This window comes from Stenotrophomonas sp. P5_B8 (assembly GCF_054049855.1).
Map to the genome: position 1 here is coordinate 1 of NZ_JBFULO010000016.1, position 24498 is coordinate 24498.

The window sequence follows — 24498 nt, forward strand, 5'->3', positions numbered from 1 at the left end:
GGGCCGAGACGCTGCACCATCGAAACCGGCAACAGGAATCGCTGCAGGCTGCGCTGACAGATCAGCGGCAACGCGGTGTCGATGGACAGTTCCACATAGGATACCCGCAGGATGTCGTCGTGCRCGAATTCCAGTGCATAGGTGCACGTTCCTTCGGTATCGGCGACAAGGCCTTGCAGGCGAGTCAATTGCGCTAGATTCACCTGGCCGTCGAAGCGCCTTCGCGCTGCAACCATCCGCCAAGCATCCAGCATTTCGGGCACGTTTGCGGACATAAGCCGCTGAATGTTAAGGATCGTCCGGGCCGCTGTCAAATACCTGCGCAGTCAGGTTGCCGATCCCCGCCGGAAGGGCCCAGACTGCCGGCCTCCCGTGACCGGTATTGTCGCATGACACCGCTGCTGCTTGCCTCTACCTCCCGCTACCGCCGCCAATTGCTGGAGCGCCTCGGCCTGCCCTTGGAGACCGCCCGCCCCGACGTGGATGAGACCCCGTACCCGGACGAAGCCCCGCGGGTCATGGCGGTGCGCCTGGCGCGGGCCAAGGCCGAGGCGGTCGCCCGGGCCCATCCCGGCCGCTGGGTGATCGGCTCGGACCAGGTGGCGGAACTGAACGGCGCCCCGCTGGGCAAGCCGGGCACGGCCGAGCGTGCGCAGGCGCAGCTGGCCGCGATGTCCGGGCAGGTGGTCCAGTTCCATACCGCCATCAGCCTGATGCGCGACGGCGAGGTCCTGCAGGCCTGCGACCTGACCCGGGTGCACTTCCGTGTCCTGGATGCGGCTGAAATCGCGCGCTACGTGGCCGTCGAGCAGCCGTTGGACTGCGCCGGCAGCTTCAAATGTGAAGGCCTGGGCATCAGCCTGTTCGAGGCAATCGAGAACCGCGACCCGACCGCGCTGGTCGGGCTGCCCCTGATCGCACTGAGCCAACTGCTGCGCCAGGCGGGCTACACCCTGCCCTGAGCCCGCATCCACCCGCCGCACTCAGCGCTCGGGCACCTGCAGCGCCTGTTCCTGCCACGTCTCGACGCTGCCATCGCGGCCATGCAGCCGCAGGCCCAGCCAGTGCTTGCCCGGGGCCAGCGCGCGCGTATCGATGCGCGCGTCGAAGCCCACGTTGGGATGCTGCGGGTCGTTGGAGATCGTCCAGAAACTGGTGATGTCGTAGGCGCGGCCATAGGTGGCCTCGGCAGCCGGCTTGCCATCGACCAGCACGTCCACCCGCGACAGCCCCACCCCGTCCTTGAATGCCCAGCCACGCACGTCGAGCAGTCCGTTGACGTGCGCGTTGGGTTGCGGCGTGTCGATCCAGGCCATCGCCGGGGTCACGCAGGGCCCGGAGGCCTGCCCGGCCGGCAGCTTGAACAGCAGGAACCGCTGGAAGCCATGGTCGTTGCTGACCACGCGCGGCGGCGGCAATGGCCCTACCTGTGCGCAGACCTCGTGATAACGCTGCAGCAGGTCGCGGTAACGCTGGTCGCTGGGCGACAGCACCAGCAGCATCGGTGTTTTGCGCGGGCCCTCGTGCAGCAGCCCCCACAGCCCGAGCTGCGCGGTGCGGCCGTGCTTGTCGTTGAGCGGATGGCGCAGCACGTCGATCGACGGATCCCGCAGCTGGAAGCCCAGCTCGGCGCCCACCTTGAAGTTGCCGGCGAGCACGCGGGTACCGGGCGGCATGGTCTTCAGCTCGTCGCGCACCGCCGCCGCCAGTGGCTCCCAACCGGCGAAGTTGCGCGGATAGTATTTGTCCCCCGCCAACTGCTCGCGCAGGCTCGGCGTGGACGCCATCAGGTAGTAGCCGAACGCCAGCGCCAACCCGCCTCCGGCCAGCCACCAACCGGTGCGGCGCAACCAGCGCGGCCATCCGTTGAGCACCACCGGCACCGCCACCAGCAGCGCCAGGTAGCCCGGCAACGGCCAGTGGAAGCTGATGCGCTCCACGTCGGTGAAGAAGCCCAGGCCGAAGATCGACAGCGTCGACACCGCACCGACCAGGCCGAAGTAACGCCACTGCGCGCGCGCCCCACCGCCGGAGCGGGTACCGGCCAGTGCCACCTTCCACATCGCCATGCACAGGATCGGGGTGACCAGCATCGGCTGGATCACCAGGAACCACAGACCGCTCCACTCGAATGCCCACGGATGGCGTTCGACCACCTGGAATTTCAGCCCGGCATCATGGTTGTCCGCATTCCACGACAGCAGCGGCAACCACGCCAGCACACCCACCGCCAGCGCCACCCACACCCGCGGATCGCGCAGCATGCGCCGGCCCTGTGGCAACAGCAGCAGCGCGATGAAGCCAACCACGATCACGCCGATGAAACGGTAATGGCTGAGCGCGCCAATGGTCAGGCCCAGCCCCAGCTTCACCGCAGAGGCGGCATCGACGGTACGCAGCAGGCGTGCGCCGGCATCCAGGCACAGCACTGCGGCCAGCRCCATCGGCACATCCGGCACCGCCAGCATGCCCAGCGTGCCCGACAGCGGCATCAAAACGGTCAGGCTGCCGGCCTGCCAACCGGCCACCGCACCGAACCAGCGCGCAGCGATGCGGGACACCAGCCACGGCAATGCCGCACCGATGGCCAGGAACGGCAGGCGCAGGGCCAGTACATGCGTGCCGCCCAGTTCCACGCCGAGCCGCGACAACCAGGCCGTCAGCCCGGGAAGATCGGAGTAGGCCGCGGYCAGGTGCTGGCCTTCCTGCCAGTAGAAAGCCTCGTCCACGAACAACGGCAGACGCGCGGCGACCACCAGCTTCACTGCGGTGATCAGCGTCCACAACAGCAGAAAAATTGTGCGTGCGCGTTGTTCGCCCTGCATTGCTCTATAGAATCGAAAGGAACATCGACACGAGACGGACATGGAAAATTCGCCCCACGTGCCAGCCATGCTAACCGATGTACTGCGACAGGCTCTTCGCAGCGCCCAGGACCAGGTCAATGGCCTGGTCCTGGGCAAGGCGCACGAAGTGCGGCTGGCGTTCGTCGCGCTGCTGTCCGGCGGCCACCTGCTGATCGAAGACCTGCCCGGCCTGGGCAAGACCACGCTGGCCCATGCGATGGCTTCCAGCCTGGGACTGGGCTTCCAGCGCGTGCAGTTCACCTCCGACCTGCTGCCTGCCGATGTGCTCGGCGTCTCGGTTTACGAGGCGGCCAGTCGTCAGTTCCAGTTCCATCCGGGCCCGGTCTTCACCCACGTGCTGCTGGCCGATGAAATCAACCGCGCGCCGCCACGCACCCAGAGCGCCCTGCTCGAAGCGATGGCCGAGCAGCAGGTGACGCTGGACGGGGTGACCCACCCGCTGCCCGATCCGTTCTTCGTGATCGCCACCCAGAATCCGGTGGATCTGTCGGGTACGTTCCCGCTGCCGGATTCGCAGCTGGATCGGTTCCTGCTGCGGCTGGCGCTGGGCTACCCCAATGCCGAATCCGAACGCGAACTGCTGCGCGGCATCGACCGCCGCCATCTGATCGCCCAGGCCACCCCGCGGCTGGACGATGCGCAGGTGCGCACGCTGCGCGAGGCGGCCATCCAGGTGCATGCCAGCGAGGCACTGGTGCATTACGTGCAGGCGCTGCTGACCCGCAGCCGGCAGCATGCGGGCGTGCGCGTGGGGCTGTCGCCGCGCGCCGGGCTGGCGCTGCTGCGCGCGGCCAAGGCGCATGCCCTGCTGCTGGGGCGCACGCATGTGGTGCCCGAGGACGTGCAGACCTTGTTCGTGGCCGTCGCCGGCCACCGCCTGGTGCCCGAGGCCGAGGCCAACACCGGGCCGGCGCTGGCCCGCGCGATCCTCCAGACCGTGCCGGTGGATTGAGCATGCGCCGCGGCTGGGGAGACCGCTTGAAGCATGCGATGTTGCCGGCCAACGGCCGGCCCTACACGCGACCGCGCCAGCCGGAGGCGTTGCCACGCCGGCTGGACCGGCGCCGCATCTACGTGCTGCCCACCCGTTTCGGCCTGTTCGTGGCCGCGCTGCTGGCGGCGATGCTGCTGGGCGCGCTGAACTACAACAACAACCCGGCGATGCTGTTGGCCCTGCTGCTGGCCACCGTGGCCATTGCCAGCACCATCAGCGCGCACCTGCAGCTGTCGGACCTGCAGATCGATGCGGTCTCGGCCGAGCCGGTCCACGCCGGGCAGCCGATGCGCCTGCGCATCAGCCTGTCGCGCCGCGATGCACGCGCGCGTCGCGGACTGGAAGTGGCGCATGCGCAGGCCGTCGTGTTCGGCCATCTGATCGACAGTGAGCAGATCGAAGTGGACCTGATGCTGCCCACCGAACGCCGCGGCTGGCTCGACCTGGAGCGGATCCGGATTTCCACCACCCAGCCGCTGGGACTGGTACGGGCGTGGTCGTGGGTGTGGCCGGATGCACCRCTGCTGGTGTATGCGGCACCGGCGACACAGGCACCGCCGCTGCCCGAGAGCGGCGGCGATCCMCTGCATACCCGCGTGCGTGCCAACGGCGATGAGCTGCACCAGTTGCGCCCGTACCGCGCGGGCGACCCACAACGCAGCATCGCCTGGAAGCATTCGGCGCGACGCGACACCCTGCTGGTGCGCGAGTACGAACAGGCGGTCGGCGTGGATGTGCTGCTGGACTGGCGGCAGCTGTCATCGCTGCCGGTCGAAGCGCGCATCGCGCGACTGGCGCGCTGGGTCGACGTGGCCGAACGCGACGGCCGCCGCTACACCCTGCAGTTGCCCGGGCAACCGGTGCTGGGGCCGGGCAACGGCAGTGCCCACCACCACCTCTGCCAGCGCGCACTGGCGCTGATGCCGCATGGCTGAGCCGACCTCCCCCGCGTTGAGCGCCAGCGCACGTCACTGGACCCTGGCCAGCGCCGCGCTCGGTCTGGTCCCGCTGCTGCTGCAGCTGCCCAATCTGCTTGCGGCCATCATCGGCGTGGTGGCGCTGGCAACCGCGCTGATATCGCGCCAGCGTGTGCTGCCCGCGCCGGTGCGGCTGCTGCTGGTCATGGGCATGCTCGCGGCCATTTACTGGCAGATGGGCGCCCGCCCCGGCCGCGATACCGGCTGCGCGCTGCTGGCGGCGATGCTGGCCCTCAAATCCAGCGAGCTGCGCAGCTTGCGCGATGCCCGCAGCCTGCTTGGTTTCGCGTTGTTCGCACCGTTCGCCGCGTTCCTGCTGGACCAGGGCCCGCTCACCATGGGCCTGGCGGTACTGGCTGCGCTGACCGTCTTGCTGGCGCTGCAGCGCCTGGCGCATGCCGAAGGCCAGGCCCCGAGCCCACGCCTGGGCGGCCAGATGCGCAGTGTCGGGCGGCTGATCGCGCTCGGTTTGCCGCTGGCGCTGGCCGGGTTCTGGCTGTTCCCGCGGCTGGCCGAACCGTTGTGGGGCATCCCCGAACGCGCGGTCGGCAAACCGGGGCTGTCCGACCGGATGGACCCGAGCCAATGGCTGGACCTGATGGCCGACGACAGCCCGGCGCTACGTGTGCAGTTCTACGGCACCGTGCCGGCACCGCAGCAGCGTTACTGGCGTGGCCCGGTGATGACCCACTTCGATGGCCGGGTCTGGGAGCGCGACCGTGGCAGCCAGAGCCGGCCGCCACCGGCGGTCACCCAGGGCGGTCCACGCTGGGACTACCAGATCGACTACGAACCCACCGACCGCCGGCAGCTGGTGGCGCTGGACCTGCCGCTGCTGGCACCGCCTGGCAGCGACCTGGATGCCGACCACAGCCTGCGCAGCCGCAGCAGCCTCACTGCACTGACCCGCTGGCGGATGCAGTCAGCACCGGCCACCGCCTATGCCAATGACCTGTCGCGCTACCAGCGGCAACAGGCGCTGCAGTTGCCGGCGGGCTTCAATCCGCGCACCGCCACGCTGGCCCACCAGTGGCGCGCCGAGGCCGGCAATGACGACGCCGCGATCGTGAACCGTGCGCTGGGATGGATCCGCGCGCGCTTTGCCTACACCCTGGACACGCCCCTGCCGGGACGTGATGGCGTGGATGCATTCCTGTTCGACCAGCAGGCCGGCTACTGCCAGCACTTCAGCTCCTCCTTCGTGGTGCTGATGCGCAACGCCGGCATTCCCGCGCGGGTAGTGACCGGCTTTGCCGGTGGCACCCGCAACCGCTACGGCGACTACTGGGTGGTGCGGCGCATGGATGCCCACGCCTGGGCGGAAGTGTGGTTGCCCGGACGCGGCTGGGTGCGCGTGGACCCGACCGCCGCAGTTGCGCCCGAACGCATCTACGACACCCTGGAAGACCGTCTGCAGGCTGGCGGTGACGTAAGCACCCTGGAAGGCCGCTGGATGCAGTTGCGCCAGGCCAGCGACTGGCTGCGACGCGGCTGGAACGACCTGGTGCTGTCCTTCGACGCGTCGCGCCAGCAGCAACTGCTGCGCCCGCTGGGCATCGACAAGCTCGAGCCGGGGCAGCTGATCGTCGTTTTCACCCTCTTCGCACTGGCCGCGCTAGGGTGGATGGCATGGCTGCTGGGCCGTGGCGAACGCGAACGCGATCCGCTGCTGCGCGCCTGGCACCGGCTGGGACGCCGCTACGCCAGACTCGGCCTGGCCCGCGACCCTGCCGAACCTGCCAGCCAGTGGGCCGAGCGCATCCACCGGCAACGCCCCGATCCGGCGCTGCTGTCGCTCAGCAGCCGTTTCGTTCGCGCGCGTTACGCTGGCGCGGACGTCGACCTCACTTCATTATTGCGCGACCTGCGCAGGCATCGCCCGTCCTCCGGAGCATCCCCATGAAGATCCAGATTCTGCTTCCCCTCGCTGCTTCGCTGGCGCTGGCCGCCTGCGCGACCGCGCCCAAACCGCTGCAAGGCCAGTTCAGCATGGTCAGCCCGCGCGATGCGGTGCCCACCCAGCAGGTTGGCACCCCGGTGCGCTGGGGCGGACGCATCATCGAGACAAATCCGGGGCAGGGTCAGACCTGCTTCCAGTTGATCTCGCGCCCGCTCAACGGCAGCGGCCGCCCGAGCACCACCTCGGCCGACGCCAGCGACGGCCGATTCATCGCCTGCCGCGCCGGCTTCTACGATCCGGCCGTGTTCGAGCCGGGCCGCGATGTGACCTTCATCGGCAAGATCGCCGGCTACGAGAACACCCGCATCGGCGAGTACGACTACCGCCTGCCCAAGCTGGATGCCGACGTCATCTACCTGTGGCCGGAAGTGCGCCAGGTCGATGTGGTGCCGGCCTACCCGTACGGCCCTTGGGGCGGTCCGGGCTGGGGCCCGGGTTGGGGCTACCGCGGCTGGGGCTGGTGGTAACTGGCTAGGTACCGACCGTTGGTCGGTATGCCTTGAAGAAAAAGCCGCCGAAGGGCGGTTTTTTCTTTGCTCCCCGGTAGAGCCACCCCATGGGTGGCTCCCTTCCGATCAGGCGTCGCGCAGCCACCCGCGGGGTGGCTCTACCTGGCACCCTCGCCCTTGGCGCKTCAGGCGTTGGGCGTTCCGAAGTGGCCCAGCGGCGCGCCGGCCAGCAGGTGCAGGTGGATGTGGAACACGGTCTGCCCGGCATGCTCGCGGCAGTTCATGACGATCCGGTAGCCGTCCTGCGCGAATCCTTCCTGACGCGCGTAGTCGGCCGCGGCCAGGGCCAGCTTGCCGATCAGGTGCGCCTGCGACGGCTGCACGTCGTCCAGGGTCGGAATCGCCTCGTTCTTGGGAATGAACAGCACATGCACCGGCGCCTGCGGGGCGATGTCCTTGAAGCCGAGCACTTCGTCGTCTTCATAGACGATGCTGGCCGGGATTTCGCGGCAGATGATCTTGCCGAACAGGGTGTCTTGGCTCATGGGGCACCGTTTTGAACAGGGGGCTGGAGCTTAGCGCGGATGATCGCCGGGATCATTGCCGCGCCTTGCGCGGGCAGCCGACCATGGCTCGGCTCTACCGTGTGGATGCATCGCGTGGCCAGCCGGCCATGGGTCGGCTCTACCATGTGGATGCATCGCATGGCCAGCCGACCATGGCTCGGCTCTACCGTGTGGATGCATCGCGTGGGCAGCCGACCACGGGTCGGCTCTACCGTGTGGATGCATCACGTGGCCAGCCGGCCATGGGTCGGCTTTACGCGTGGATGCTCGACATTGTCGACCGGTCGCCTGGCGTCATTCCTGCACTTCGGTGCGCGTACCGAAGGCGTGCGAGAGCGTGCCACGGTCCACGTATTCCAGCTCGCCGCCCAGCGGCAGGCCCTGGGCCAATCGGCTCGGGCGCACCTTGTGCGTGCGCGCCAGCTGCGCCAGGTAATGCGCGGTGGCTTCGCCTTCGACCGTGGCGCTGGTGGCAATGATCAGCTCCTGCACCTCACCCTGCTGCAGGCGTGCTTCCAGCTGATCCAGACCCAGTTCGCGCGGGCCCACGCCGTCCAGCGGCGACAGACGCCCCTGCAGTACGAAGTACACGCCCCGGAATCCGGTGGCGTGTTCGATCGCCAGGCGATCGGCCGGGGACTCCACCGCGCACAGCTGCTGCCGCTCACGACTGCCGTTGGCGCACACCGCGCAGATCTCGGTCTCGCTGAAATCGCGGCACTGCGCGCAATGGCCGATGCGTTCGATCGCCTTGGCCAGCACCTCGGCCAGCTTCTGGCCGCCCACCCGTTCGCGCTCGAGCACGTGGTAGGCCATGCGTTGGGCAGTCTTCTGGCCCACGCCCGGCAACACCCGGAAGGCCTCGATCAATTGTTCGAGCAGGGGCAGGCTCATGGCGGTGTGCTCATCTCAGAAACAAGCGCGCGAAGCCGACAAGGCTTCGCGTCGCGGTCGCCAGCATGGCACCGGGCAGTGCCCGGCGCGGGTACTGGCTCAGAACGGCAGCTTCATGCCCGGCGGCAACTGCATGCCGGCCGTGGCCGAACCCATGCGGTTCTTCGACTCGGCATCGATCTTGTTGGAGGCATCGTTGAACGCGGCCGCCACCAGGTCTTCAGTCATTTCCGCATCGCCCAGGATCGACGGATCGATACGCACCTTGCGGCACTCCTTGGCACCGGTCAGGGTCACGCTGACCATGCCGCCGCCGGCGCTGCCGGTGACTTCCAGCTTGGCGAGTTCTTCCTGGGCCTTCTGCAGGTTTTCCTGCATCTTCTGGGCCTGCTGCATCAATTGGGCGATGTTGCCGCGCATGGTTCTTTACTCATCAAAAGGACGGATGGAATCGGCCACGACCCGGGCGCCGTGCTGCTGGATCAGCAGCTGCACCTGCGGGTCGGCCATGAAGGCGGCTTCGGCCGCCTGTTGCCGCTCGCCACGCTGGCGGTCGGAACGCTGGTGCAGCGTTTCGGCCTCGGCGTTGCCATGTTCGATCACGATCCGCGGGGTCTGGCCCAGCGGCCCGGACAGCGCGTCGGTGAGCGCCGCCAGCGAACGGTCCGAACACAGGTACTCAAATCCGGGCGATACCGCCAGTTTCAAGACACCCTGCTGAAAACTGATGAACGCTGCGTGCGCGGCCAGCTGCCGCGACGGACCGTTGAGCTGGCTCTGGGCGACCAGTTCCAGCCAGGCTTCCGGCGAGGCCAGCGCGATAGGTTCACCTGCCGCAGCAGCCTGGGACGGGGCGGCCGACGGAGCGATGGCGATGCCCTGCGGGCGGGGTGTCGGCGACGGGGCGGCCACAGGCGCAGGCGCCGCCTGACGTGCCGCCGGTGCTTCCCAGGGCGCGACCATGGCCGCGTCGGGGCTGGCCATTTCCGCCGCCAGCGCCTCATCGCGATCTTCCGCGCCGCCGTGGTGCCACGGCGGCGGGTCGTCTTCGGGCGCCGGTCCGGCCGGCGGAGCCGCCTTGGACGGGGCGACCTCGGAAACGACCACCGGCGGGGCGACGGGCGGCGCGGCCACCACCGGCGCCGCCGGTGCCACAACGGCCGCGGGCGCGGCGGCGGCGACGACGGTGGCGGTTACGGCCGCGGGTGCAGCCGCCATTCCACTGCCCTGGGCCGCGCTGCCGGAGCCACTGTTCACCTCGGTGCCGGTCCCCGGATCACGCGGTACCGGCGGCACCGCCGCGGCCGGACGGAACGCCAGCATGCGCAGCACGGCCATTTCAAAGCCGGCGCGCGGGCTCGGCGCCAGATACAGGTCGCGACGGCCGCCCAGTGCCATCTGGTACCAGAGCTGCACCACTTCCGGGCGCAGGCGCTGGGCGAAAGCGGCGGCATCGATGCCTTCGCCGTCGGCCTGGGCACCCGGCACCAGCTGCTGCACCTGGATGCGGTGCAGGGCCTCGGCGAGCGCTTCGAGCACGCCACTCCAGTCCGGCGAGAACTCGGCCAGCGCGGCCACCACCTGCAACAGGCGTACGCCGTCACCGTCGGCCAGGGCCTCCAGCATGGCGGCCACCTGGGTGCGGTCGACCGTGCCCAGCATGGTGCGCACCACGTCCTCGCGCAGCGCCCCGCCGGCATAGGCGATGGCCTGGTCGAGCAGCGACAGGCCATCACGCAGGCTGCCGTCGGCGGCCTTGGCCAGCTGCACGATCGCCGTCGGGTCGGATTCGATCTCCTCGGCGGCCAGGATCCGGGTCATCTGGCCCTGGATCTGGTCCTCGTCCAACCGCTTCAGGTTGAACTGCAGGCAGCGCGACAGCACCGTCACCGGCAGCTTCTGCGGGTCGGTGGTGGCCAGCAGGAACTTCACATGCTCCGGCGGCTCTTCCAGCGTCTTCAGCAGCGCATTGAAGGCCGCCTTGGACAGCATGTGCACTTCGTCGATCAGGTAGACCTTGTACTTGCCGCGCGAGGGCATGTACTGGGCGTTCTCGATCACTTCGCGGACGTCGTCCACGCCGGTATTGGACGCGGCATCGATCTCGAGCAGGTCGATGTAACGACCCGAATCGATGTCCAAGCAGGCCGGGCACTGGCCGCACGGGTCGGCGCTGGTGCCCTGCTCGCAGTTCAGCGACTTGGCGAAAATACGCGCGATGGTGGTCTTACCGACCCCGCGGGTACCGGTAAACAGGAACGCATGGTGCACCCGGCCGCTGTCCAGCGCATTGCTGAGCGCACGGACCACGTGTTCCTGGCCCACCAGCTCGGCAAAACGCTTCGGACGCCACTTGCGGGCAAGGACGAGATAGGACATCAGGCCACCGTCTTCATCGGGACGTCCATTGTGCCACGCCTGTCCAGCCCCCCTGCCCTCCGTCTCGTGCCGCTTGTGCGATTGCAATTCCCCCGCTAGAATCTGCGCCCCTGCAGCGGGTTATCGCAGCAGGTCCGGAGAGGTGTCCGAGCGGTTGAAGGAGCACGCCTGGAAAGTGTGTAAGCGTCTAAACCGCGCTTCGGGGGTTCGAATCCCCCTCTCTCCGCCAGGTTCAGGAAGAAGCCGTCCTTCGGGGCGGCTTCTTCGTTTTCCGGCCGGCCTTGTCGCCACGGTCCGCCCCTGCGACCGTCCTTCATCCCAGCCAATGGGGAGCCTCGATCGTACGGCCTGAGTGCGCCCTACCCCGATGCTCTTTACGGACGCACAGCGCGCGCGGCTGGGTATCGCCCGGCGGGGATCACCGCCCATGGCACAGTAGCCTCCCCTACTCGCCCGCTGATGATTCCGTGTCCACCCTTCGCCTCTTCGCCACTCCCGATGCAAGCGCCTGTCTGGAGATATTCGACAGCAACGTGCCGTACTACTTCGGCGCCCACGAACGCAGGGACTTCTCCAACTACCTGCTGCAACGCGAGCGCGCGCAGGATTACCTCGTGGTGGAGCGTGCCGGCCGGATTGCTGCCTGCGGCGGGCTGATGCGGACCGATGAGGACACGGCTGCATTCTGCTGGGGCATGGTCGACAGCAGCCTGCACCGCCAGGGCCTGGGCAACATCCTGGCGCTGGCGCGCGTAGCGCAGGCACGTGCCCTCGGCGTGCGTCGCCTGACCCTGAGCACCAGCCAGCACACCCGGGGTTTCTACGCTGCACAGGGCTTCATCGTGACCGCGATCGTGCCCGATGGCCACGGTCCCGGCCTGGATGCGGTGCACATGGAACGCCCGTTAGGCCGCGCTGAGCGGCGCCACCACACACGCGTCAGCCACGCATGGTGTGGCTCTACCCGGGGTCAACTGCTCGACAGCTTCATCAGCACCAATCCGCTCACGATCAGCACCGCCGCGGCAATCCGCATTGCGCTGACGGTTTCGCCGAGGAAGGTGATGCCGATGACGAACGCGCCGACCGCGCCGATGCCGGTCCAGATCGTGTATGCCGTGCCCAGCGGCAACGTGCGCATCGCCAGTGACAACAGCCAGAAGCTGGCAATCATGGTGACCAGGGTGATGATCGACGGGGTGAGCTTGCTGAAGCCGTCGGACTGCTTCATCGCGAACGCCCAGACGATTTCCAGTACACCGGCTGCCAACAGATAGATCCAGGCCATACGGCCCTCCTTGATGGGGGCCAGGTCGTCCTGGACGTTGTTCCCGATGCGGGGGAGGTCGTTCCTCCTGTACCGGCCATTTTAGCGCCACGCCACGCCAATGGACGCCGGGCCGTGCTGTTGGCTACAGGCGATTCAGGCGAGTATCTGGCACTGCGTGCCGCGCATGCGCTAGAATGCGCGACTGCACTACGGGGGCACGCTCCTGCAGTACAGCTTCCCACGCCGAGCACCGATCCCTGATCGCCCCGCGTGCGGAACGTCTCTATGGTGGCCCCGTCGGCCCCTCGCGACGCTAGGTCGAAAATCCCGCCAGGGCCGGAAGGCAGCAACGGTATCGATCGACGCGGGCGCCGAGGCAAGCCGGCGGGGCCGCCACCTTTTCCGGCCCCGGTTTTCCTGTCGCGACGCTGCCGCTCAAGGCGCCGTTGGCGTGCCCTGGTGGAATACCACACGCCAGGCATCCTCGCGCAGACGCCAAAGCGAACTACGCAGCACCTCGCGCTGGCGCACGCCGTCGATCACATACCAGCTGCGATACCGCACCTGCGCCACGGTCGGGGCGAGCAGGCTCACGGCGTAGTCGTCAGACTCGATCTCCACTGCGGTCCGTTCGGCCGGGATGTCGACCAGCGCCGCGGCGCGCCCGTAACAAGTGCCTGAGCTGCCGATTTCACTGAAGTCCGCATCAAGCAGCGCCGCCAGGCGCGCCACATCGCTGCGGACGACCGGGTCATGCAGGGCGCGCTCGAGCGCTTCGAGATGGGCGGCAAGTGCGGCGGCGTTGGACGCGCGCGGCATGCTCAAGGCGGATCCTGGGCCAGCACGTGCATCGCCGTCGGCGTAGCCAGCGCCACGCATTCGCCCGGCAGCGCGACGCGATGCCCGCGCTGGCGCAACGCCTGTCCGTCGGCATGGCTGGCGTAGTGGTACAGCATCATTCGCGACTGCAACTCACGGCTGTACTCGCGCTCCAGATCATCCACCCCGGTATGCGAGGGATTGCCATGCAGGCCACAGTCGTGGGCGATCAGTTCGTTGTCGTCGGCATAGCGGGCCAGCATCTCCGGAATCGGGCGGGTATCGCCGCTCCAGGTGATCGCGCCCTTCAGGCGCAGGCCGTAGGCGGTTTCCGGCCAATGGTGACGCACCGGGAACACCTCCAGCCGCACACCGTCGTGCCAGAACGCATCGCCGACCACGATCAACTGGAAGGCGTCCCAGAAATTGGCGCCGCCCTCGGCCAGCACGTTCGGATAATCGGCCACCCGTTTATGCAGCAGCGGCACTACCGTGGCCGGCACATACAGGCGGATGCGACCGCGCCGTTGCGGCGAGAAAAAGGCATCGACGAACAACCGCTCGAAACCGGCCACATGGTCCAGGTGCACGTGGGTGACGAACAGCGCCTGCGGGACATGCCCGTACTGCGCCTGGAACGCGGTCAGACCCTCGCCACCGCAGTCGATGGTCAGCCACGGCCGGCCCTCGCGTTCGATCACCGCCATCGGCGAGCCGAGCTCGACGGCCGACGCATTGCCGACCCCCATGAAACGCAGCGCCCAGGACATCAGTACCCCCGGTTCCAGGCCAGGTCGTAGGCACGGCGCAGCCGTGCGTAATCTTTTTCCACATCGTCCTGGCTGCGCTCGCCGCGCAGCTTGATCAGCGAACGCAGCAGGCGCTTGAGGTTCTTTTCGCGCCAACGGGTGGCGGGAATACGCTGCACGCAACGGTCGAAATCGATCAGCCAGCCATGGCCGTTGGCATCGAACAGGATGTTGTGCGCGTTGAGGTCGGCATGGTCCAGGCCGGCGCGATGGAACCGCGCGATCAGCCGGCCGGTTTCCTCCCACGGTGCGCCCCGTCCGGCCACCAGCGCGCGGTCGGCAAGTGAGCGCACCCCTTCCAGCCGCTCCATCAGGATCGCGGCCCGGTAGCGCATGCCATCGCGCATGTAGAACGCGGCGATCGGCTGCGGCACCGGCAGTTTCAACGCGCGCAGTGCGCGCATCAGGCGGAATTCGGCGAAGCTGCGGGTGCGGTTGGCGCCGCGCCACAGGTACTGATCGCGGCTCAGCTTGGCCGCCATGCCGCCGCGCAGGTACAGCCGCAGCACGCATTGGCCGAAGGGCGCATCGACGAACCACGCACCGCCCCGGCCGCCGTCCCCGACCGGCCGCGCCCGCTCGGCCCAGTGGGCTGGCGAGAACAGACCGATCTCGGCTTGCCGCAGCCGTTCCCGGTCGAACAGAATGGAACCCATGCCGCGTCCATCACGGCAAGGCGTCAGCGCTTCAGTGGCGTCGAATGCGACCATTACTTCGAGTCTAACAACACCATGGCATCAGCGTCCTCTTCCTTGTGTCTTTTGCGTTTGTCCGCACTGGGCGACGTCACCCACGTGGTGCCGCTGGTGCGGACCCTGCAGAAGGCCAGGCCAGGCACGCCACTGCACTGGATCATCGACAAGGCCGGTCACAAACTGCTCGACGGCCTGCCCGGCGTGGTGTTCCACCCCTACGACAAGAAGACCGGGCTGGCCGGGATGCGCGCGCTGCGCGCGACGTTCCCGCCGGGGCGTTTCGAGGCGCTGCTGCAGATGCAGGTGGCCTTCCGCGCCAACGTGCTCTCCGCCTTCGTACCCGCCAGGCGCAGGATCGGCTACGACAAGGCGCGCTCGAAGGACCTTCACGGACTTTTCATCAACGAACGCATCCCCGACCGCCCCGGCATCCATGTGCTCGATGCGATCGGCAGTTTCGGCGAGCCGCTCGGCATTGCCCAGACCGAAGTCAGCTGGGACCTGGCCGTGCCGCCGGCGGCAGTCGACTGGGCGCAGGCGCAATGGGAGGACGATGGCCGCCCGGTGCTGATGATCTCGCCCTGCTCCAGCCATGTGCGCCGCAACTGGTATGCCGACCGCTACGCCGCCGTGGCCAACCATGCCAGCGCGCGCGGCTGGCAGGTGGTGCTGTGCGGTGGGCGCAGCGCGCTGGAGCGCGAGATGACCGACGCCATCCTGGCCCAGCTGCACACTCCCGCGCTGGACCTGGTCGGCAAGGACACACTCAAGCAGCTGCCAGCCCTGCTGGCCCGCGCCGCGCTGGTGATGACGCCCGACTCGGGCCCGATGCACATCGCCAACGCCATGGGCACCAAGGTGCTGGGCCTGCATGCGGCCAGCAATCCGGCGCGCAGTGGCCCGTATTCGGACCGCCGTTACTGCGTGGACCGCTATGACGATGCCGCGCGCAGGTTCCTCGGCAAGCCGGCCAGCGAACTGAAATGGGGCACCAAGGTCGAGTTCGACGATGTGATGCAGCTGATCACCGTTGAAGACGGCATCGCCGCGTTCGAGCGGTATGTCGCCGATCATCGCCCGGCCTGATCGGCGCAATTGACGCTGCGCGGTCAAGCGGGGCCGGACATTGCGGGGTTGCCGGCCGGCGGCCGGCATTACCACCTGCGCATCGCAGGCCGACGGAGTTACGCGCCCCTGGGTGCGTAATCCTTGTACGACTTCTCTTCGACGTAGCCCGAGCCCAGCGCCAGGTTGATCGCCTTCTTGATCCGGGCACGCTCGTCGTTCTGCAGGTACACGCTGCGGGCCAGCGCGACGAAGTTCTCGTCGAAGGCCTGCGCCTTGTCCTGCAGGCGGATGTTGTCCTCGATGTCCCACAGCCGCTCGTTGACCGCCTTCAGGTCGGCACGCAGACGCGCGATGTCCTTCACCGCCGCCGGGTGCGCCATCCAGGTCTTGTCCAGCGCGCTCAGCTCGGCATGGATGTTGGCCAGTTTGGCGGCATCGTCGATGCGCTCGGACTTGATCTGCAGGATCGAGATCTTGTCCAGCAGCTCGCCAAAGGAAACAGGAACCAGAATTTCAGCGGTCATGGGGGAGATCCGTTACATGAGACGGGCAGTTTAGCGGACCCGGCGTAGAACACAGGTGGGCTGCCTGACGCACTGTTCCCGCGTTTCTCATCCTGCCGTCAGGTGGCGCACTCCCCACTGGTGGCACAAGCCCCTCTGTTGAGGGGCTGCCCCGACAGGGGCGGGGAGAGGCAGGCAAAGGGACCGGGCCCAAACGCTGCGAAGCGGCGTTTGGGGCGACGGCGCAACGCGCCGTCGCATCCCGCGCCAGATCAAAAGAAAAGGGCTGCCCACCGGGCAGCCCTTTTCTTTTGATCTGGCGGAGAGGGGGGGATTCGAACCCCCGAGGCGCTATAAACGCCTGCCTGATTTCGAGTCAGGTACATTCAACCGCTCTGCCACCTCTCCAGATGGTCCCGGCGAACCGGGAGGCGAATGATACGGGCAGGACGCGTCGGCGACAAGTCATTCGTTTGCAACGGAAGTGAATTTCTTCTGTATGGATACCTTGCCGGATGTCCGGCGGGCCGCGATCATGCCGTTCTCCCCCGCAACGTCCCCTTGCCTGCAGCCACCCCATGATCGAATTCGGACACCTGACCCACCCTGGCCTGCGCCGTGACCTCAACGAGGACACCTACTACGGCGATGGCGAACTGGCGTTGTGGCTGGTGGCCGACGGCATGGGCGGACACGCCTGCGGCGAAGTGGCCAGCGCGCTGGCGCGCGAGACCATCGTGCGCGAGATCCGCCAGGGCGCGTCGCTGGCGCATGCGATCCGGGTCGCCGACGAGGAAATCATCCGCACCTCCCGGCGGCGCAATGACAGCCTGCCGATGGGCACCACCGTGGTCGCCGCGCGCGTTCAGGGCAACCGCTACGAAGTGGCCTGGGTCGGCGACAGCCGCGCCTACCTGTGGCGCGATGGCCAGCTGGCCCAGCTCAGCCAGGACCACAGCGTGGTCCAGGAACTGGTCGCCCAAGGCAACCTGACTGCCGAACAGGCGCGCGCGCACCCGCACCGCAACGTGGTGACCCAGGCGCTGGGCGTGACCGACCCGGCCCACCTCAACGTCGCCACCACCACAGGCGAACTGCGCCCGGGCATGCAGCTGCTGCTGTGCAGCGACGGGCTGACCGAGGAAGTGGAAGACAAGGGCATCGCCAGCACGCTGGCCTTTGACGACGCCAGCGCGCAGGAGTGCGTGGATACCCTGGTCGCCGCCGCGCTCGATGGCGGCGGTTCGGACAACATCACCGTGATCCTGGTGCGTTGCCACTGAGGGCTGACGGGTTGCGGGGCGGTGGACGGTTCGATACGCCGGTTGGATGAGCGTGGCCGAGCAGGCGGCGTAACCCCTTGAGGGTCGCCGAACGAAAGGCAGCCACGCATGGCGTGGCTCTACCCGTGAAGATCGACGCCCGTAGCGGCCCGTAGACCGACGCCTGGAGCGACCCGTACCGCCAGGTGAGTCGCGCCGCGGTCAGCCCGCTTCGGCCATCTCGCGCTCGCCGTCCCATATCGCATGGCCGGCCTTCTTGCGCAGCTTGGCCAGGCGCGCCTGGTGCGCTTCCAGCTCGGAGGCGGTTGCCACCACACGGGGGCGCGGCAGCAGACGCGAGGTGTCGAACGCCTGCGCGTGCGCGGTGCCGCCCTTGGCTTCGTCGGCCGAACCGAAGCCGATTTCTTCCTGGCCCGAGGTCAGTGCGATGTACACATCGCCCAGGATCTGGGCATCGAGCAGGCCGCCGTGCAACTGGCGATGCGCATTGTCCACGCCCAGCCGCCGGCACAGTGCGTCCAGCGAATTACGCTGGCCCGGGAAGCGCTCGCGCGCCATCTTCAGCGTATCGATCACCGTGCAGCGGTCGGTGATCTTGCCGTAGTGGTCGCCGAGCAGCGACAGCTCGTTGTCCAGGAAGCCGATGTCGAACGCGGCGTTGTGGATGATCAGTTCGGCGCCATCGATGAAGGCGAGGAACTCATCGGCGATCTGCGCGAAGTCGGGCTTGTCGGCCAGGAAGTCCAAGGTCAGCCCGGTGACTTCCTGCGCGCCCTGTTCGAACTCGCAGTCCGGCTTGATGTACTGGTGGTAGTTGTTGCCGCTGGGGCGACGTTCGAGCAGTTCCACACAGCCGATTTCGACGATGCGGTTGCCCTTTCGCCATTCCAGACCGGTGGTTTCGGTATCGAGGATGATCTGACGCATGGGCTCAGTGTACCGGGCCGGCGGCGCGGATCCGGATCGCGGCATCGCGCGCCAGCTGGTCCACCCGCTCGTTGTCCGGGTCACCGGAATGGCCCTTCACCCAACGCCAGTCGATGGTGTGCATGAGGGTGGCCGCGTGCAGGCGCTCCCACAGTTCGCGGTTCTTGACCGGAGCGCCACCGGCGGTCTTCCAGTTCTTGCGGATCCAGCCCGGCATCCACTCGGTCAGGCCCTGGCGCACGTACTGGGAATCGGTGAACAGCACGATGTTGCACGGCTCGCTCAGCGCCTCCAACCCGGAGATGGCGGCCATCAGCTCCATCCGGTTGTTGGTGGTGTGCGCTTCGCCGCCGCTCAGTTCACGCTCGTGCGCGTTGTAGCGCAGCAGTGCCGCCCAGCCGCCGGGGCCGGGATTGCCGAGGCAGGAACCGTCGGTGTGTATTTCTATGGTCTTCATTGCATTCCAGATCAGGTCGCCACGGTGCCGTGCCATTGGCGGACCGGCAGTGGCGTAGGTCCCGGCAAGGCCAGGGTGCGTTTCTCGGCGCTGAACAGGCACGCCGCGCGCAGCAGTGCGAGGCTGCGGTGGCCGGGTGCCCGGTCGTGCCACATCGGTCCCAGGTAGGTCACGTCCTGGCAGGCCAGCCCGCACCGCTCCAGGGTATGCCGGAGCCGCTGCGGGCTGCGCACTACCAGCCCGTGGTGGCGCCATTGGCGGCGATACGGGCTGAACGGGTTGAGAGTGGACAGCCAGAGCCGGCCGCCGGGCATCAGCACCCGTGCACATTCGTCGATCAGCTGTTCGGCGTCGCGGGCGGTGACGTGCTGGAGCACGATCGCGTTGACGCTCTCGCTCGGCAGCGGCAGGGGCAGACCGCAGTGGGCATCGCCGGCAAATCCGGCGCCGTCACGGTACAGGCGCAGCCCACGCCCGGGCAGGCTGGGCAGGGCCGCCCACGCGGCGGTCGGCGCCACCCACAGCCAGGGCGTCACCGGGTGCTCGGCGAGCAGGGGCATCAGGTGCTGCAACTCCAGCTGGCACAGCACTTGTGCCGGTTCAGTATCAAACCAGGATGCGACTGACGCTTGACGGGGGCTCGGCGTGGCGGGCATGGTCCAATTCTATGCGACTCACTGCCCTACCCGCATTTGCGGACAACTACATCTGGGCCCTGGTCGCCGACGACGGCCGCGCGGTCGTGGTCGACCCGGGCCAGGCATCGCCGGTTCTGGCTGCCGCAGCGCAGCAGGGATGGACGCCTGAGGCGATTCTTCTCACCCACCACCACGACGACCACATCGGCGGCGTGACCGAGCTGCAGGGCCGGTATCCGGGGCTTGCGGTATACGCGCCACACGATCCGCGCATGCCGATGGCGACGCATCGGGTAGGCGAAGGTGAACACGTTCAGGCATTGGGCCAGACGTTCCACGTAGTATCCGTGCCCGGTCACACCCGGTCGCATGTCGCGTTTCACACCGCTGAACATCTTTTCAGTGGGGACGCGCTGTTCAGCCTGGGCTGTGGTCGCATGTTCGAAGGTACGCCGTCCCAGCTGCAGGCATCCCTGCACAAGCTGGCGTCCCTGCCCCCGCACCTGCTGTTGTGTTGCGGGCACGAATACACCGTGTCAAATGCCGTCTTCGCGCGGCACGTCGACCCCACCAACGCTGCGTTGCTGCAGCGCCATGAGGAGGCCCTGGCCATGCGCCGCGATGACCGCCCCACGCTGCCGGTAACACTGGCCAGCGAGCTGGAATGCAATCCGTTCCTGCGCACCCGTTTTCCCTCGATCCAGCAGGCCGTCAGTGCCCACCTGGGTCGCCCCGTCACCGATGAAGTCGATGTCGTCGTAGGTCTGCGCGGCTGGAAAGACGGATTCCGTACATGAGCCGGCGATTGTTGCCGCTCGCGCTCGGCCTGGGACTTGCCCTTGCCGGTGGCGCGAGCGCCCAGTCGTTGAGTGCGGGAATGTCGCAGAACGTGGCCGGGCTCTCGCAGCTGCCACTGGACCCCGCCGCCCTGCCGCCGGTTTCGGTGCGCAACGGGCAGGAGATCTTCGCCAGCTTCCGGGAAGGCTTGGCCGAACCCACCTGCAACGCCGAGGCCACCAGCCCGCGTTGGCAGAAACAGTTCGCCCACGCCCCGTCGCGGCTGGCCAACCAGGACGATGACGCCCTGGTGCTGTTCGGCTATGTGGTCGAAGAGCTGCGTCGCTCGAACCTGCCCACCGAGTTCGCGCTGATCCCGTTCGTGGAAAGCGGCTACCGGCCCAATGCCCGCAACGGCAGCGGCCCGGCCGGGCTGTGGCAGTTCATCGCCACCACCGCCAAGAACCACCGGGTCCAGATGACCGCCGGGTACGACGGCCGCCTGTCGGCGGTGGACTCCACCCAGGCCGCGGTGCGTTACCTCAAGACCCTGCATGGCATGTTCGGCGGCGACTGGCGCCTGGCCACGATGGCCTACAACGCCGGCGAGTACCGCGTCCTGCAGTCGTTGCGCAAGGCCGGCATGAACGCGCAGAACGCGCGGCCAGCCGAGCTGCCGGGGCTGTCGCCGATCACCTACGCCTACGTCGAGAAGCTGCACGCGCTGGCCTGCGTGCTGGAAACAGCTGAAACCAAGCCGGGCGTGATGGCCTCGCTGGACCGCACCGTGCCGGTGCTCAAGGGGCACACCCTGCCGGCCGGCACCAGCGTCCAACAGTGGGCCGCACAGCGCTCCCTGGACCCGGCGCGGATCGCGCGACTCAACCCGGCCCTGGCCAGCGGCAAGGGCCGTCCGAGCGGCCAGGTCACCTTGCTGGCCCCGGCCAGCCACGCGCCGGTGGACGCCAGCGCAGCGGTAATGGCGACAGTCGCCGCCGCCGACAGCCCCACCCCCGTCGATACGACAGCGCCGTCGGCCAAGGCCGAGGCACCGGCACCGCGCGTGGCGCGGACCGTGGCCAGCAGCGCCGATCGCCCGCGTAGCCGCCGCCATACCGTCCGCGACGGCGAGTCGCCGTGGACGATCGCCCGTCGCTATGGCATGCCGCTGAAGGCCCTGTTGTCACTCAATGGGCTCAACGGCAGCAGCGTGCTGAAGCCCGGCGCGGTGTTGCGCGTGGAGGATTGACGGGGTCGCCCGGCGATCCAGAGCGGTACCTGCGATGCCCGGCGATGCCGGGCATCGTCGTTTCCGGGTTCTGCGTCTCGTTGCGGGGCCGCGCCAAGGGCGGAAGCGCCGGTTCGGGGCAGCGCGCGATCCCGCCGATCAGCCGGATCGGCGGTCGCCTGAGCGAGACCCTGCGGAAACGTAGCGGAGCACATCGTCGAGGATGCGGCGCAGCGCGCTGGCGCGCGAGGTGGCTGGCGCGCCTGATGGTCCACGCGACGGCGACTCGGGGCCGCGCCCCGGCCGACTGCCGACCCGGGCACGGGATGCGGTGTCGGCAGGACCATGGCCGAAGGCGCATTGGCACTGGCACTCGCATCAGCCGTTGTGCGGTTGGCCTTGGTTCTCTGGCATCCGACCTCACTCGCCTGAAACCTGGCGCCCCGCCCAGCCCTACCCTCCACAACGTAGAAGGCCCGGCAATGCCGGGCCTTCTGCTGCCGCTGCAACCGGGTCGGTTACAGGTTCGCCTCTTCGGTCTGCACCTTGTAATGCTTGCGCATCGCGTCGATGTAGGCCTTGGCTGCGGCCATGCCATCGATCTGGTTCAGCTGATCGGTGAAGGCCTTCTTCTGCTCCGGCAGGACCTCGGCCAGGTTGGCCGGGGTCACCTTGGTGACCGCGTACACCAGGTAACGGCCCTGCACGGCCACCTTGCCGTAGCTCGGCTTGCCTTCGGTCGGTGCCTGCGCGCCGAACACGGCACGGTTGATCTCCGGGGTCGGGACCGGCTGGGTGCGCGGCAGGCCCGGCAGCGGGCTCACCTGCAGCTTCTCGCTGACCGCGAGCGCCTGCAGGGTCTGCCCCGCCTTGAGCTTGGCCAGCAGCGCGTCAGCGGCCTTCTCCGAGGCCTGGCGGCTACGGTCGGTACGGATCGCGGCAATCACCTGCTCACGCGCCTTGACCAACGGCAGCGCCTGTTCCGGGCTGTGGTCGGTCACCCGGATCATCACGTTGTGGTTCGGTGCGATCTCGATCGGGTCGCTGACCGTGCCGTCCTGGGTGAGGATGTCGGAGAACGCGGCGCGCAGCACGGCCGGATTGGCGGCGATGCCGCTGGCGGTGGTGCGGGTGAACGGCCCCAGCGTCTGCACCGGCAGGCCCATCTCCTTGGCCGGGCCTTCCAGCGAGGTCGGGTTCTTGTAGACCAGATCCACCAGGCGACCGCTCAGATCGGTGAAGGCGCGCTCGTTGTCGGCCTTGAGCTGCTCGGCGGCCAGCTGGTCGCGCACTTCTTCGAACGAACGGCTCTCGCCCCCCTTCTTTTCGCGCAGCAGCAGCACGTGGTAACCGAAGTCGGTCTTGACCGGACCGGTCACCTCACCGGCCTGCATCGCAAACAACGCGTCTTCGAACGGCTTGACCATCGCGCCACGCTCGACCCACCCCAGATCGCCACCGTGTTCCTTGGAACCGGGGTCTTCAGAGTTGGCCTTGGCCAGCGCGGCGAAGTCGGCACCCGGCTTCTTGGCGTCGGCGGCGATGCGGTTCGCCTTTTCTTCGGCGGCTTTCAGCTTGGCCGGATCACTGCCATCGGCGGCGATCAGGATGTGCGAGGCCAGGCGCTGTTCCGGCGTGGCAAAGCGTGCCTTTTCATCGGCATAGCGCTTGCGCAGGGTCGCCTCGTCGGCCGCGGTGGCGGCCGGCAGGGTGGCACCGTTGATTTCCACGTATTCCAGCGACACGGTTTCCGGCTGGCGGAAGTCCTTGATATGGCCGTCGTACCACTGCTTGATCTGCGCGTCGGTGACTTCGGCGGTATCGGYCGGCAGTTCCGGCAGCGCGGCCAGTTCAACGTCGCGGGTTTCGCCCAGCAGCTTGAGCAGGCGCTCGGTTTCAGCGGCAGTGGCGAAACCGGACAACTGCAGCGCCGACGGGATCACCGACTGCTGGATGCTCTCGCGCACCAGCGCCTCGAACTGGGTCGGGGTGCGCGGCGGATTGCCACCGGCCAGCGCCAGGCGGTACTGGGTGTCGCTGAACTTGCCATCGGGACCCACGAACGCCGGGATCGCGGCGATGTATTCGCGTACGGCGTTGTCGCCAATCACGATGCCGGACTGTTCGCCGGCCAGGCGCACGACCTGCTCGTCGATCATCTGGTCGAGCACGGCCAGCTTGTTCTCGGTGCTTTCGAAATGGCGCGGGTCGAAGTCTTCGCCCTGCTCCTGGCGGGCCTGCTGGCGCGCCTGTTCGAAACGCACGCGGAAGTCCTGCGAGCTGATCTCATGGTGCTGCCACAGGAACGACATCGGCCACCATGCCGGCGCCGAGCGCCACCACGTCGGCGGCGCTGCCACCTTGGCCACGTTCTGCGCACCCACGCCACCGAGGTAGCTGGAGTCGATCACGAACAGGAACGGAATCATCAGCAGCCCCAGGATCACCGTAACGATCCAGCCCGAGGTCTTGTCGCGAAGTTTCTGCAGCATGGGAAAAATCATGGCCTGAGTGGCGAGCCGGGCAGTGTAACCCGCTTCCGGCGTGGCTCCAAAACCATCGCGGGCAGGCGCGGTACCGCTACCGCAACGGCTGCGGGCCGCCGGATGTCGCCATCACATCGGCCCCGGCATCGGCAGCTGGTCATGACGCGCTTGATGCTGTCGCGATAGACAGAAGCGGTTCTTGTGCCAGCGGCGTGGCAGGCAGAAACGCGCTGTGAACCTCCCCAGGCGCGGCTGTTGGTGGATCGGGCGCTGGTCCCCCATGCCCCTTCGGGCGAATGTCCTCCGGCGTCGGCCTGCGGCCACCCCCTCCTCCTTGTTTCGCCACCAGCGGTGGTCGGCGGGTCGGGCGCTGGGCGCCGATGCCCTTTCCGGCGAATGTCCCCCGGCGTCGGCCTTCGGCCGCCCCCTCCTCCTTTATTTCGCCTCCAAGG

At 68.0% G+C, this 24498-nt stretch carries 24 protein-coding genes, 2 tRNA genes, 1 other RNA gene and 1 pseudogene; 12 read left to right on the forward strand and 16 right to left on the reverse strand.

All coding sequences use genetic code 11. From position 1 onward, the window contains the following. On the reverse strand, positions 1 to 275 hold a 275-nt coding region (locus ACXJKH_RS01785; protein ID WP_457318072.1), incomplete at its 3' end, for a YceD family protein. Positions 276 to 389: 114 nt separating this feature from the next. On the opposite strand from ACXJKH_RS01785, the gene ACXJKH_RS01790 reads away from it, so the two are divergent. Continuing rightward, entirely contained in the window at positions 390 to 962 is a 573-nt protein-coding gene (locus ACXJKH_RS01790) for a Maf family protein (RefSeq protein ID WP_457318073.1), read from the forward strand. Positions 963 to 983: 21 nt separating this feature from the next. Here ACXJKH_RS01790 and ACXJKH_RS01795 read toward each other — a convergent pair whose 3' ends face one another. Further along, positions 984 to 2825, reverse strand: coding sequence for a glycosyltransferase family 39 protein (locus ACXJKH_RS01795; protein WP_457318074.1), 1842 nt, complete (start codon positions 2823 to 2825; stop codon positions 984 to 986). Between the two features lie 67 nt (positions 2826 to 2892). On the opposite strand from ACXJKH_RS01795, the gene ACXJKH_RS01800 reads away from it, so the two are divergent. The 4 genes from ACXJKH_RS01800 to ACXJKH_RS01815 are packed head-to-tail and all read left to right on the forward strand — an operon-like array spanning position 2893 to position 7265. Then, positions 2893 to 3819 carry an AAA family ATPase gene (locus ACXJKH_RS01800; protein ID WP_457318075.1) on the forward strand — a complete coding sequence of 309 codons (927 nt, stop codon included), beginning with the start codon at positions 2893 to 2895 and terminating at the stop codon, positions 3817 to 3819. Positions 3820 to 3857: 38 nt separating this feature from the next. Continuing rightward, positions 3858 to 4796: a DUF58 domain-containing protein gene (locus tag ACXJKH_RS01805; RefSeq protein ID WP_457318087.1), complete on the forward strand. Its 939-nt coding sequence runs from the start codon at positions 3858 to 3860 to the stop codon at positions 4794 to 4796. Continuing rightward, positions 4789 to 6741 (forward strand): transglutaminase TgpA family protein, encoded by a 1953-nt coding sequence (locus ACXJKH_RS01810; protein WP_457318076.1) that lies wholly within the window; start codon positions 4789 to 4791, stop codon positions 6739 to 6741. The genes ACXJKH_RS01805 and ACXJKH_RS01810 overlap by 8 nt, the downstream gene beginning before the upstream one ends. Beyond that, complete coding sequence (locus ACXJKH_RS01815) at positions 6738 to 7265, forward strand: Slp family lipoprotein (RefSeq protein ID WP_256775662.1); 528 nt, start codon at positions 6738 to 6740, stop codon at positions 7263 to 7265. Before ACXJKH_RS01810 ends, ACXJKH_RS01815 begins: the two co-directional genes overlap by 4 nt. A 167-nt stretch (positions 7266 to 7432) precedes the next feature. Here ACXJKH_RS01815 and ACXJKH_RS01820 read toward each other — a convergent pair whose 3' ends face one another. From ACXJKH_RS01820 to dnaX, 4 genes are all read right to left on the reverse strand, one after another. Further along, on the reverse strand, positions 7433 to 7792 hold the full coding sequence (locus ACXJKH_RS01820) for a histidine triad nucleotide-binding protein (protein WP_457318077.1): 360 nt from the start codon (positions 7790 to 7792) through the stop codon (positions 7433 to 7435). A gap of 315 nt (positions 7793 to 8107) precedes the next feature. Beyond that, on the reverse strand, positions 8108 to 8707 hold the full coding sequence (gene recR, locus ACXJKH_RS01825) for a recombination mediator RecR (protein WP_256775660.1): 600 nt from the start codon (positions 8705 to 8707) through the stop codon (positions 8108 to 8110). Positions 8708 to 8806: 99 nt separating this feature from the next. Further along, positions 8807 to 9127, reverse strand: a complete 321-nt coding sequence (locus tag ACXJKH_RS01830; protein WP_256775659.1) for a YbaB/EbfC family nucleoid-associated protein — start codon at positions 9125 to 9127, stop codon at positions 8807 to 8809. Positions 9128 to 9133: 6 nt separating this feature from the next. Beyond that, positions 9134 to 11086, reverse strand: a complete 1953-nt coding sequence (dnaX, locus tag ACXJKH_RS01835; protein WP_457318078.1) for a DNA polymerase III subunit gamma/tau — start codon at positions 11084 to 11086, stop codon at positions 9134 to 9136. A gap of 136 nt (positions 11087 to 11222) precedes the next feature. Here dnaX and ACXJKH_RS01840 point away from each other — a divergent pair. Together ACXJKH_RS01840 and ACXJKH_RS01845 are read left to right on the forward strand one after the other, a co-directional pair. Next, positions 11223 to 11315, forward strand: a tRNA-Ser gene (locus tag ACXJKH_RS01840). A gap of 238 nt (positions 11316 to 11553) precedes the next feature. Next, positions 11554 to 11976, forward strand: a pseudogene (locus ACXJKH_RS01845) (GNAT family N-acetyltransferase); the annotation flags it as partial. A gap of 80 nt (positions 11977 to 12056) precedes the next feature. On the opposite strand, the gene ACXJKH_RS01850 reads toward ACXJKH_RS01845, so the two are convergent. Beyond that, positions 12057 to 12374, reverse strand: a complete 318-nt coding sequence (locus tag ACXJKH_RS01850; protein ID WP_256775656.1) for a DMT family transporter — start codon at positions 12372 to 12374, stop codon at positions 12057 to 12059. A gap of 276 nt (positions 12375 to 12650) precedes the next feature. Here ACXJKH_RS01850 and ffs point away from each other — a divergent pair. Next, an RNA gene (gene ffs, locus ACXJKH_RS01855) (signal recognition particle sRNA small type) lies at positions 12651 to 12747 on the forward strand. A gap of 44 nt (positions 12748 to 12791) precedes the next feature. Here ffs and ACXJKH_RS01860 read toward each other — a convergent pair. Genes ACXJKH_RS01860 through ACXJKH_RS01870 form a run of 3 tightly spaced genes read right to left on the reverse strand, consistent with a single transcriptional unit; the run spans position 12792 to position 14694 of the window. Further along, on the reverse strand, positions 12792 to 13175 hold the full coding sequence (locus ACXJKH_RS01860; RefSeq protein WP_457318079.1) for a nuclear transport factor 2 family protein: 384 nt from the start codon (positions 13173 to 13175) through the stop codon (positions 12792 to 12794). A gap of 2 nt (positions 13176 to 13177) precedes the next feature. After that, positions 13178 to 13945 carry an MBL fold metallo-hydrolase gene (locus tag ACXJKH_RS01865; protein ID WP_256775654.1) on the reverse strand — a complete coding sequence of 256 codons (768 nt, stop codon included), beginning with the start codon at positions 13943 to 13945 and terminating at the stop codon, positions 13178 to 13180. Further along, on the reverse strand, positions 13945 to 14694 hold the full coding sequence (locus tag ACXJKH_RS01870; protein ID WP_457318080.1) for a 3-deoxy-D-manno-octulosonic acid kinase: 750 nt from the start codon (positions 14692 to 14694) through the stop codon (positions 13945 to 13947). Before ACXJKH_RS01870 ends, ACXJKH_RS01865 begins: the two co-directional genes overlap by 1 nt. 21 nt (positions 14695 to 14715) lie before the next feature. On the opposite strand from ACXJKH_RS01870, the gene ACXJKH_RS01875 reads away from it, so the two are divergent. Then, positions 14716 to 15765, forward strand: a complete 1050-nt coding sequence (locus ACXJKH_RS01875) for a glycosyltransferase family 9 protein (protein ID WP_457318081.1) — start codon at positions 14716 to 14718, stop codon at positions 15763 to 15765. Between the two features lie 98 nt (positions 15766 to 15863). Here the strand turns inward: ACXJKH_RS01875 and ACXJKH_RS01880 are convergent, their stop codons facing one another. Continuing rightward, positions 15864 to 16271 (reverse strand): DUF6165 family protein, encoded by a 408-nt coding sequence (locus tag ACXJKH_RS01880; RefSeq protein WP_256775651.1) that lies wholly within the window; start codon positions 16269 to 16271, stop codon positions 15864 to 15866. Between the two features lie 296 nt (positions 16272 to 16567). Beyond that, a tRNA-Ser gene (locus ACXJKH_RS01885) sits at positions 16568 to 16658 on the reverse strand. A gap of 170 nt (positions 16659 to 16828) precedes the next feature. Here ACXJKH_RS01885 and ACXJKH_RS01890 point away from each other — a divergent pair. Further along, positions 16829 to 17533: a PP2C family protein-serine/threonine phosphatase gene (locus ACXJKH_RS01890; protein ID WP_256775650.1), complete on the forward strand. Its 705-nt coding sequence runs from the start codon at positions 16829 to 16831 to the stop codon at positions 17531 to 17533. Between the two features lie 201 nt (positions 17534 to 17734). On the opposite strand, the gene dnaQ is transcribed toward ACXJKH_RS01890, so the two are convergent. From dnaQ to ACXJKH_RS01905, 3 genes are read right to left on the reverse strand one after another with little or no spacing between them, the layout of a single operon-like run. Next, on the reverse strand, positions 17735 to 18460 hold the full coding sequence (gene dnaQ / locus ACXJKH_RS01895; RefSeq protein WP_457318082.1) for a DNA polymerase III subunit epsilon: 726 nt from the start codon (positions 18458 to 18460) through the stop codon (positions 17735 to 17737). Positions 18461 to 18464: 4 nt separating this feature from the next. Then, a complete protein-coding gene (gene rnhA / locus ACXJKH_RS01900; RefSeq protein ID WP_256775648.1) occupies positions 18465 to 18917 on the reverse strand; it encodes a ribonuclease HI in 453 nt (150 codons plus the stop codon). A gap of 11 nt (positions 18918 to 18928) precedes the next feature. Then, positions 18929 to 19573 carry a methyltransferase domain-containing protein gene (locus ACXJKH_RS01905; protein ID WP_457318083.1) on the reverse strand — a complete coding sequence of 215 codons (645 nt, stop codon included), beginning with the start codon at positions 19571 to 19573 and terminating at the stop codon, positions 18929 to 18931. A gap of 11 nt (positions 19574 to 19584) precedes the next feature. Here ACXJKH_RS01905 and gloB point away from each other — a divergent pair, with 11 nt between their 5' ends. Further along, the gene (gene gloB, locus ACXJKH_RS01910; RefSeq protein WP_457318084.1) at positions 19585 to 20352 is read left to right on the forward strand and encodes a hydroxyacylglutathione hydrolase; all 768 of its coding nucleotides are present in this window, start codon (positions 19585 to 19587) and stop codon (positions 20350 to 20352) included. Next, the gene (locus tag ACXJKH_RS01915; protein ID WP_457318085.1) at positions 20349 to 21581 is read left to right on the forward strand and encodes a transglycosylase SLT domain-containing protein; all 1233 of its coding nucleotides are present in this window, start codon (positions 20349 to 20351) and stop codon (positions 21579 to 21581) included. The genes gloB and ACXJKH_RS01915 overlap by 4 nt, the downstream gene beginning before the upstream one ends. A gap of 497 nt (positions 21582 to 22078) precedes the next feature. Here the strand turns inward: ACXJKH_RS01915 and ACXJKH_RS01920 are convergent, their stop codons facing one another. Then, the gene (locus ACXJKH_RS01920; RefSeq protein WP_457318086.1) at positions 22079 to 24052 is read right to left on the reverse strand and encodes a peptidyl-prolyl cis-trans isomerase; all 1974 of its coding nucleotides are present in this window, start codon (positions 24050 to 24052) and stop codon (positions 22079 to 22081) included. Positions 24053 to 24498: the final 446 nt, after the last annotated feature.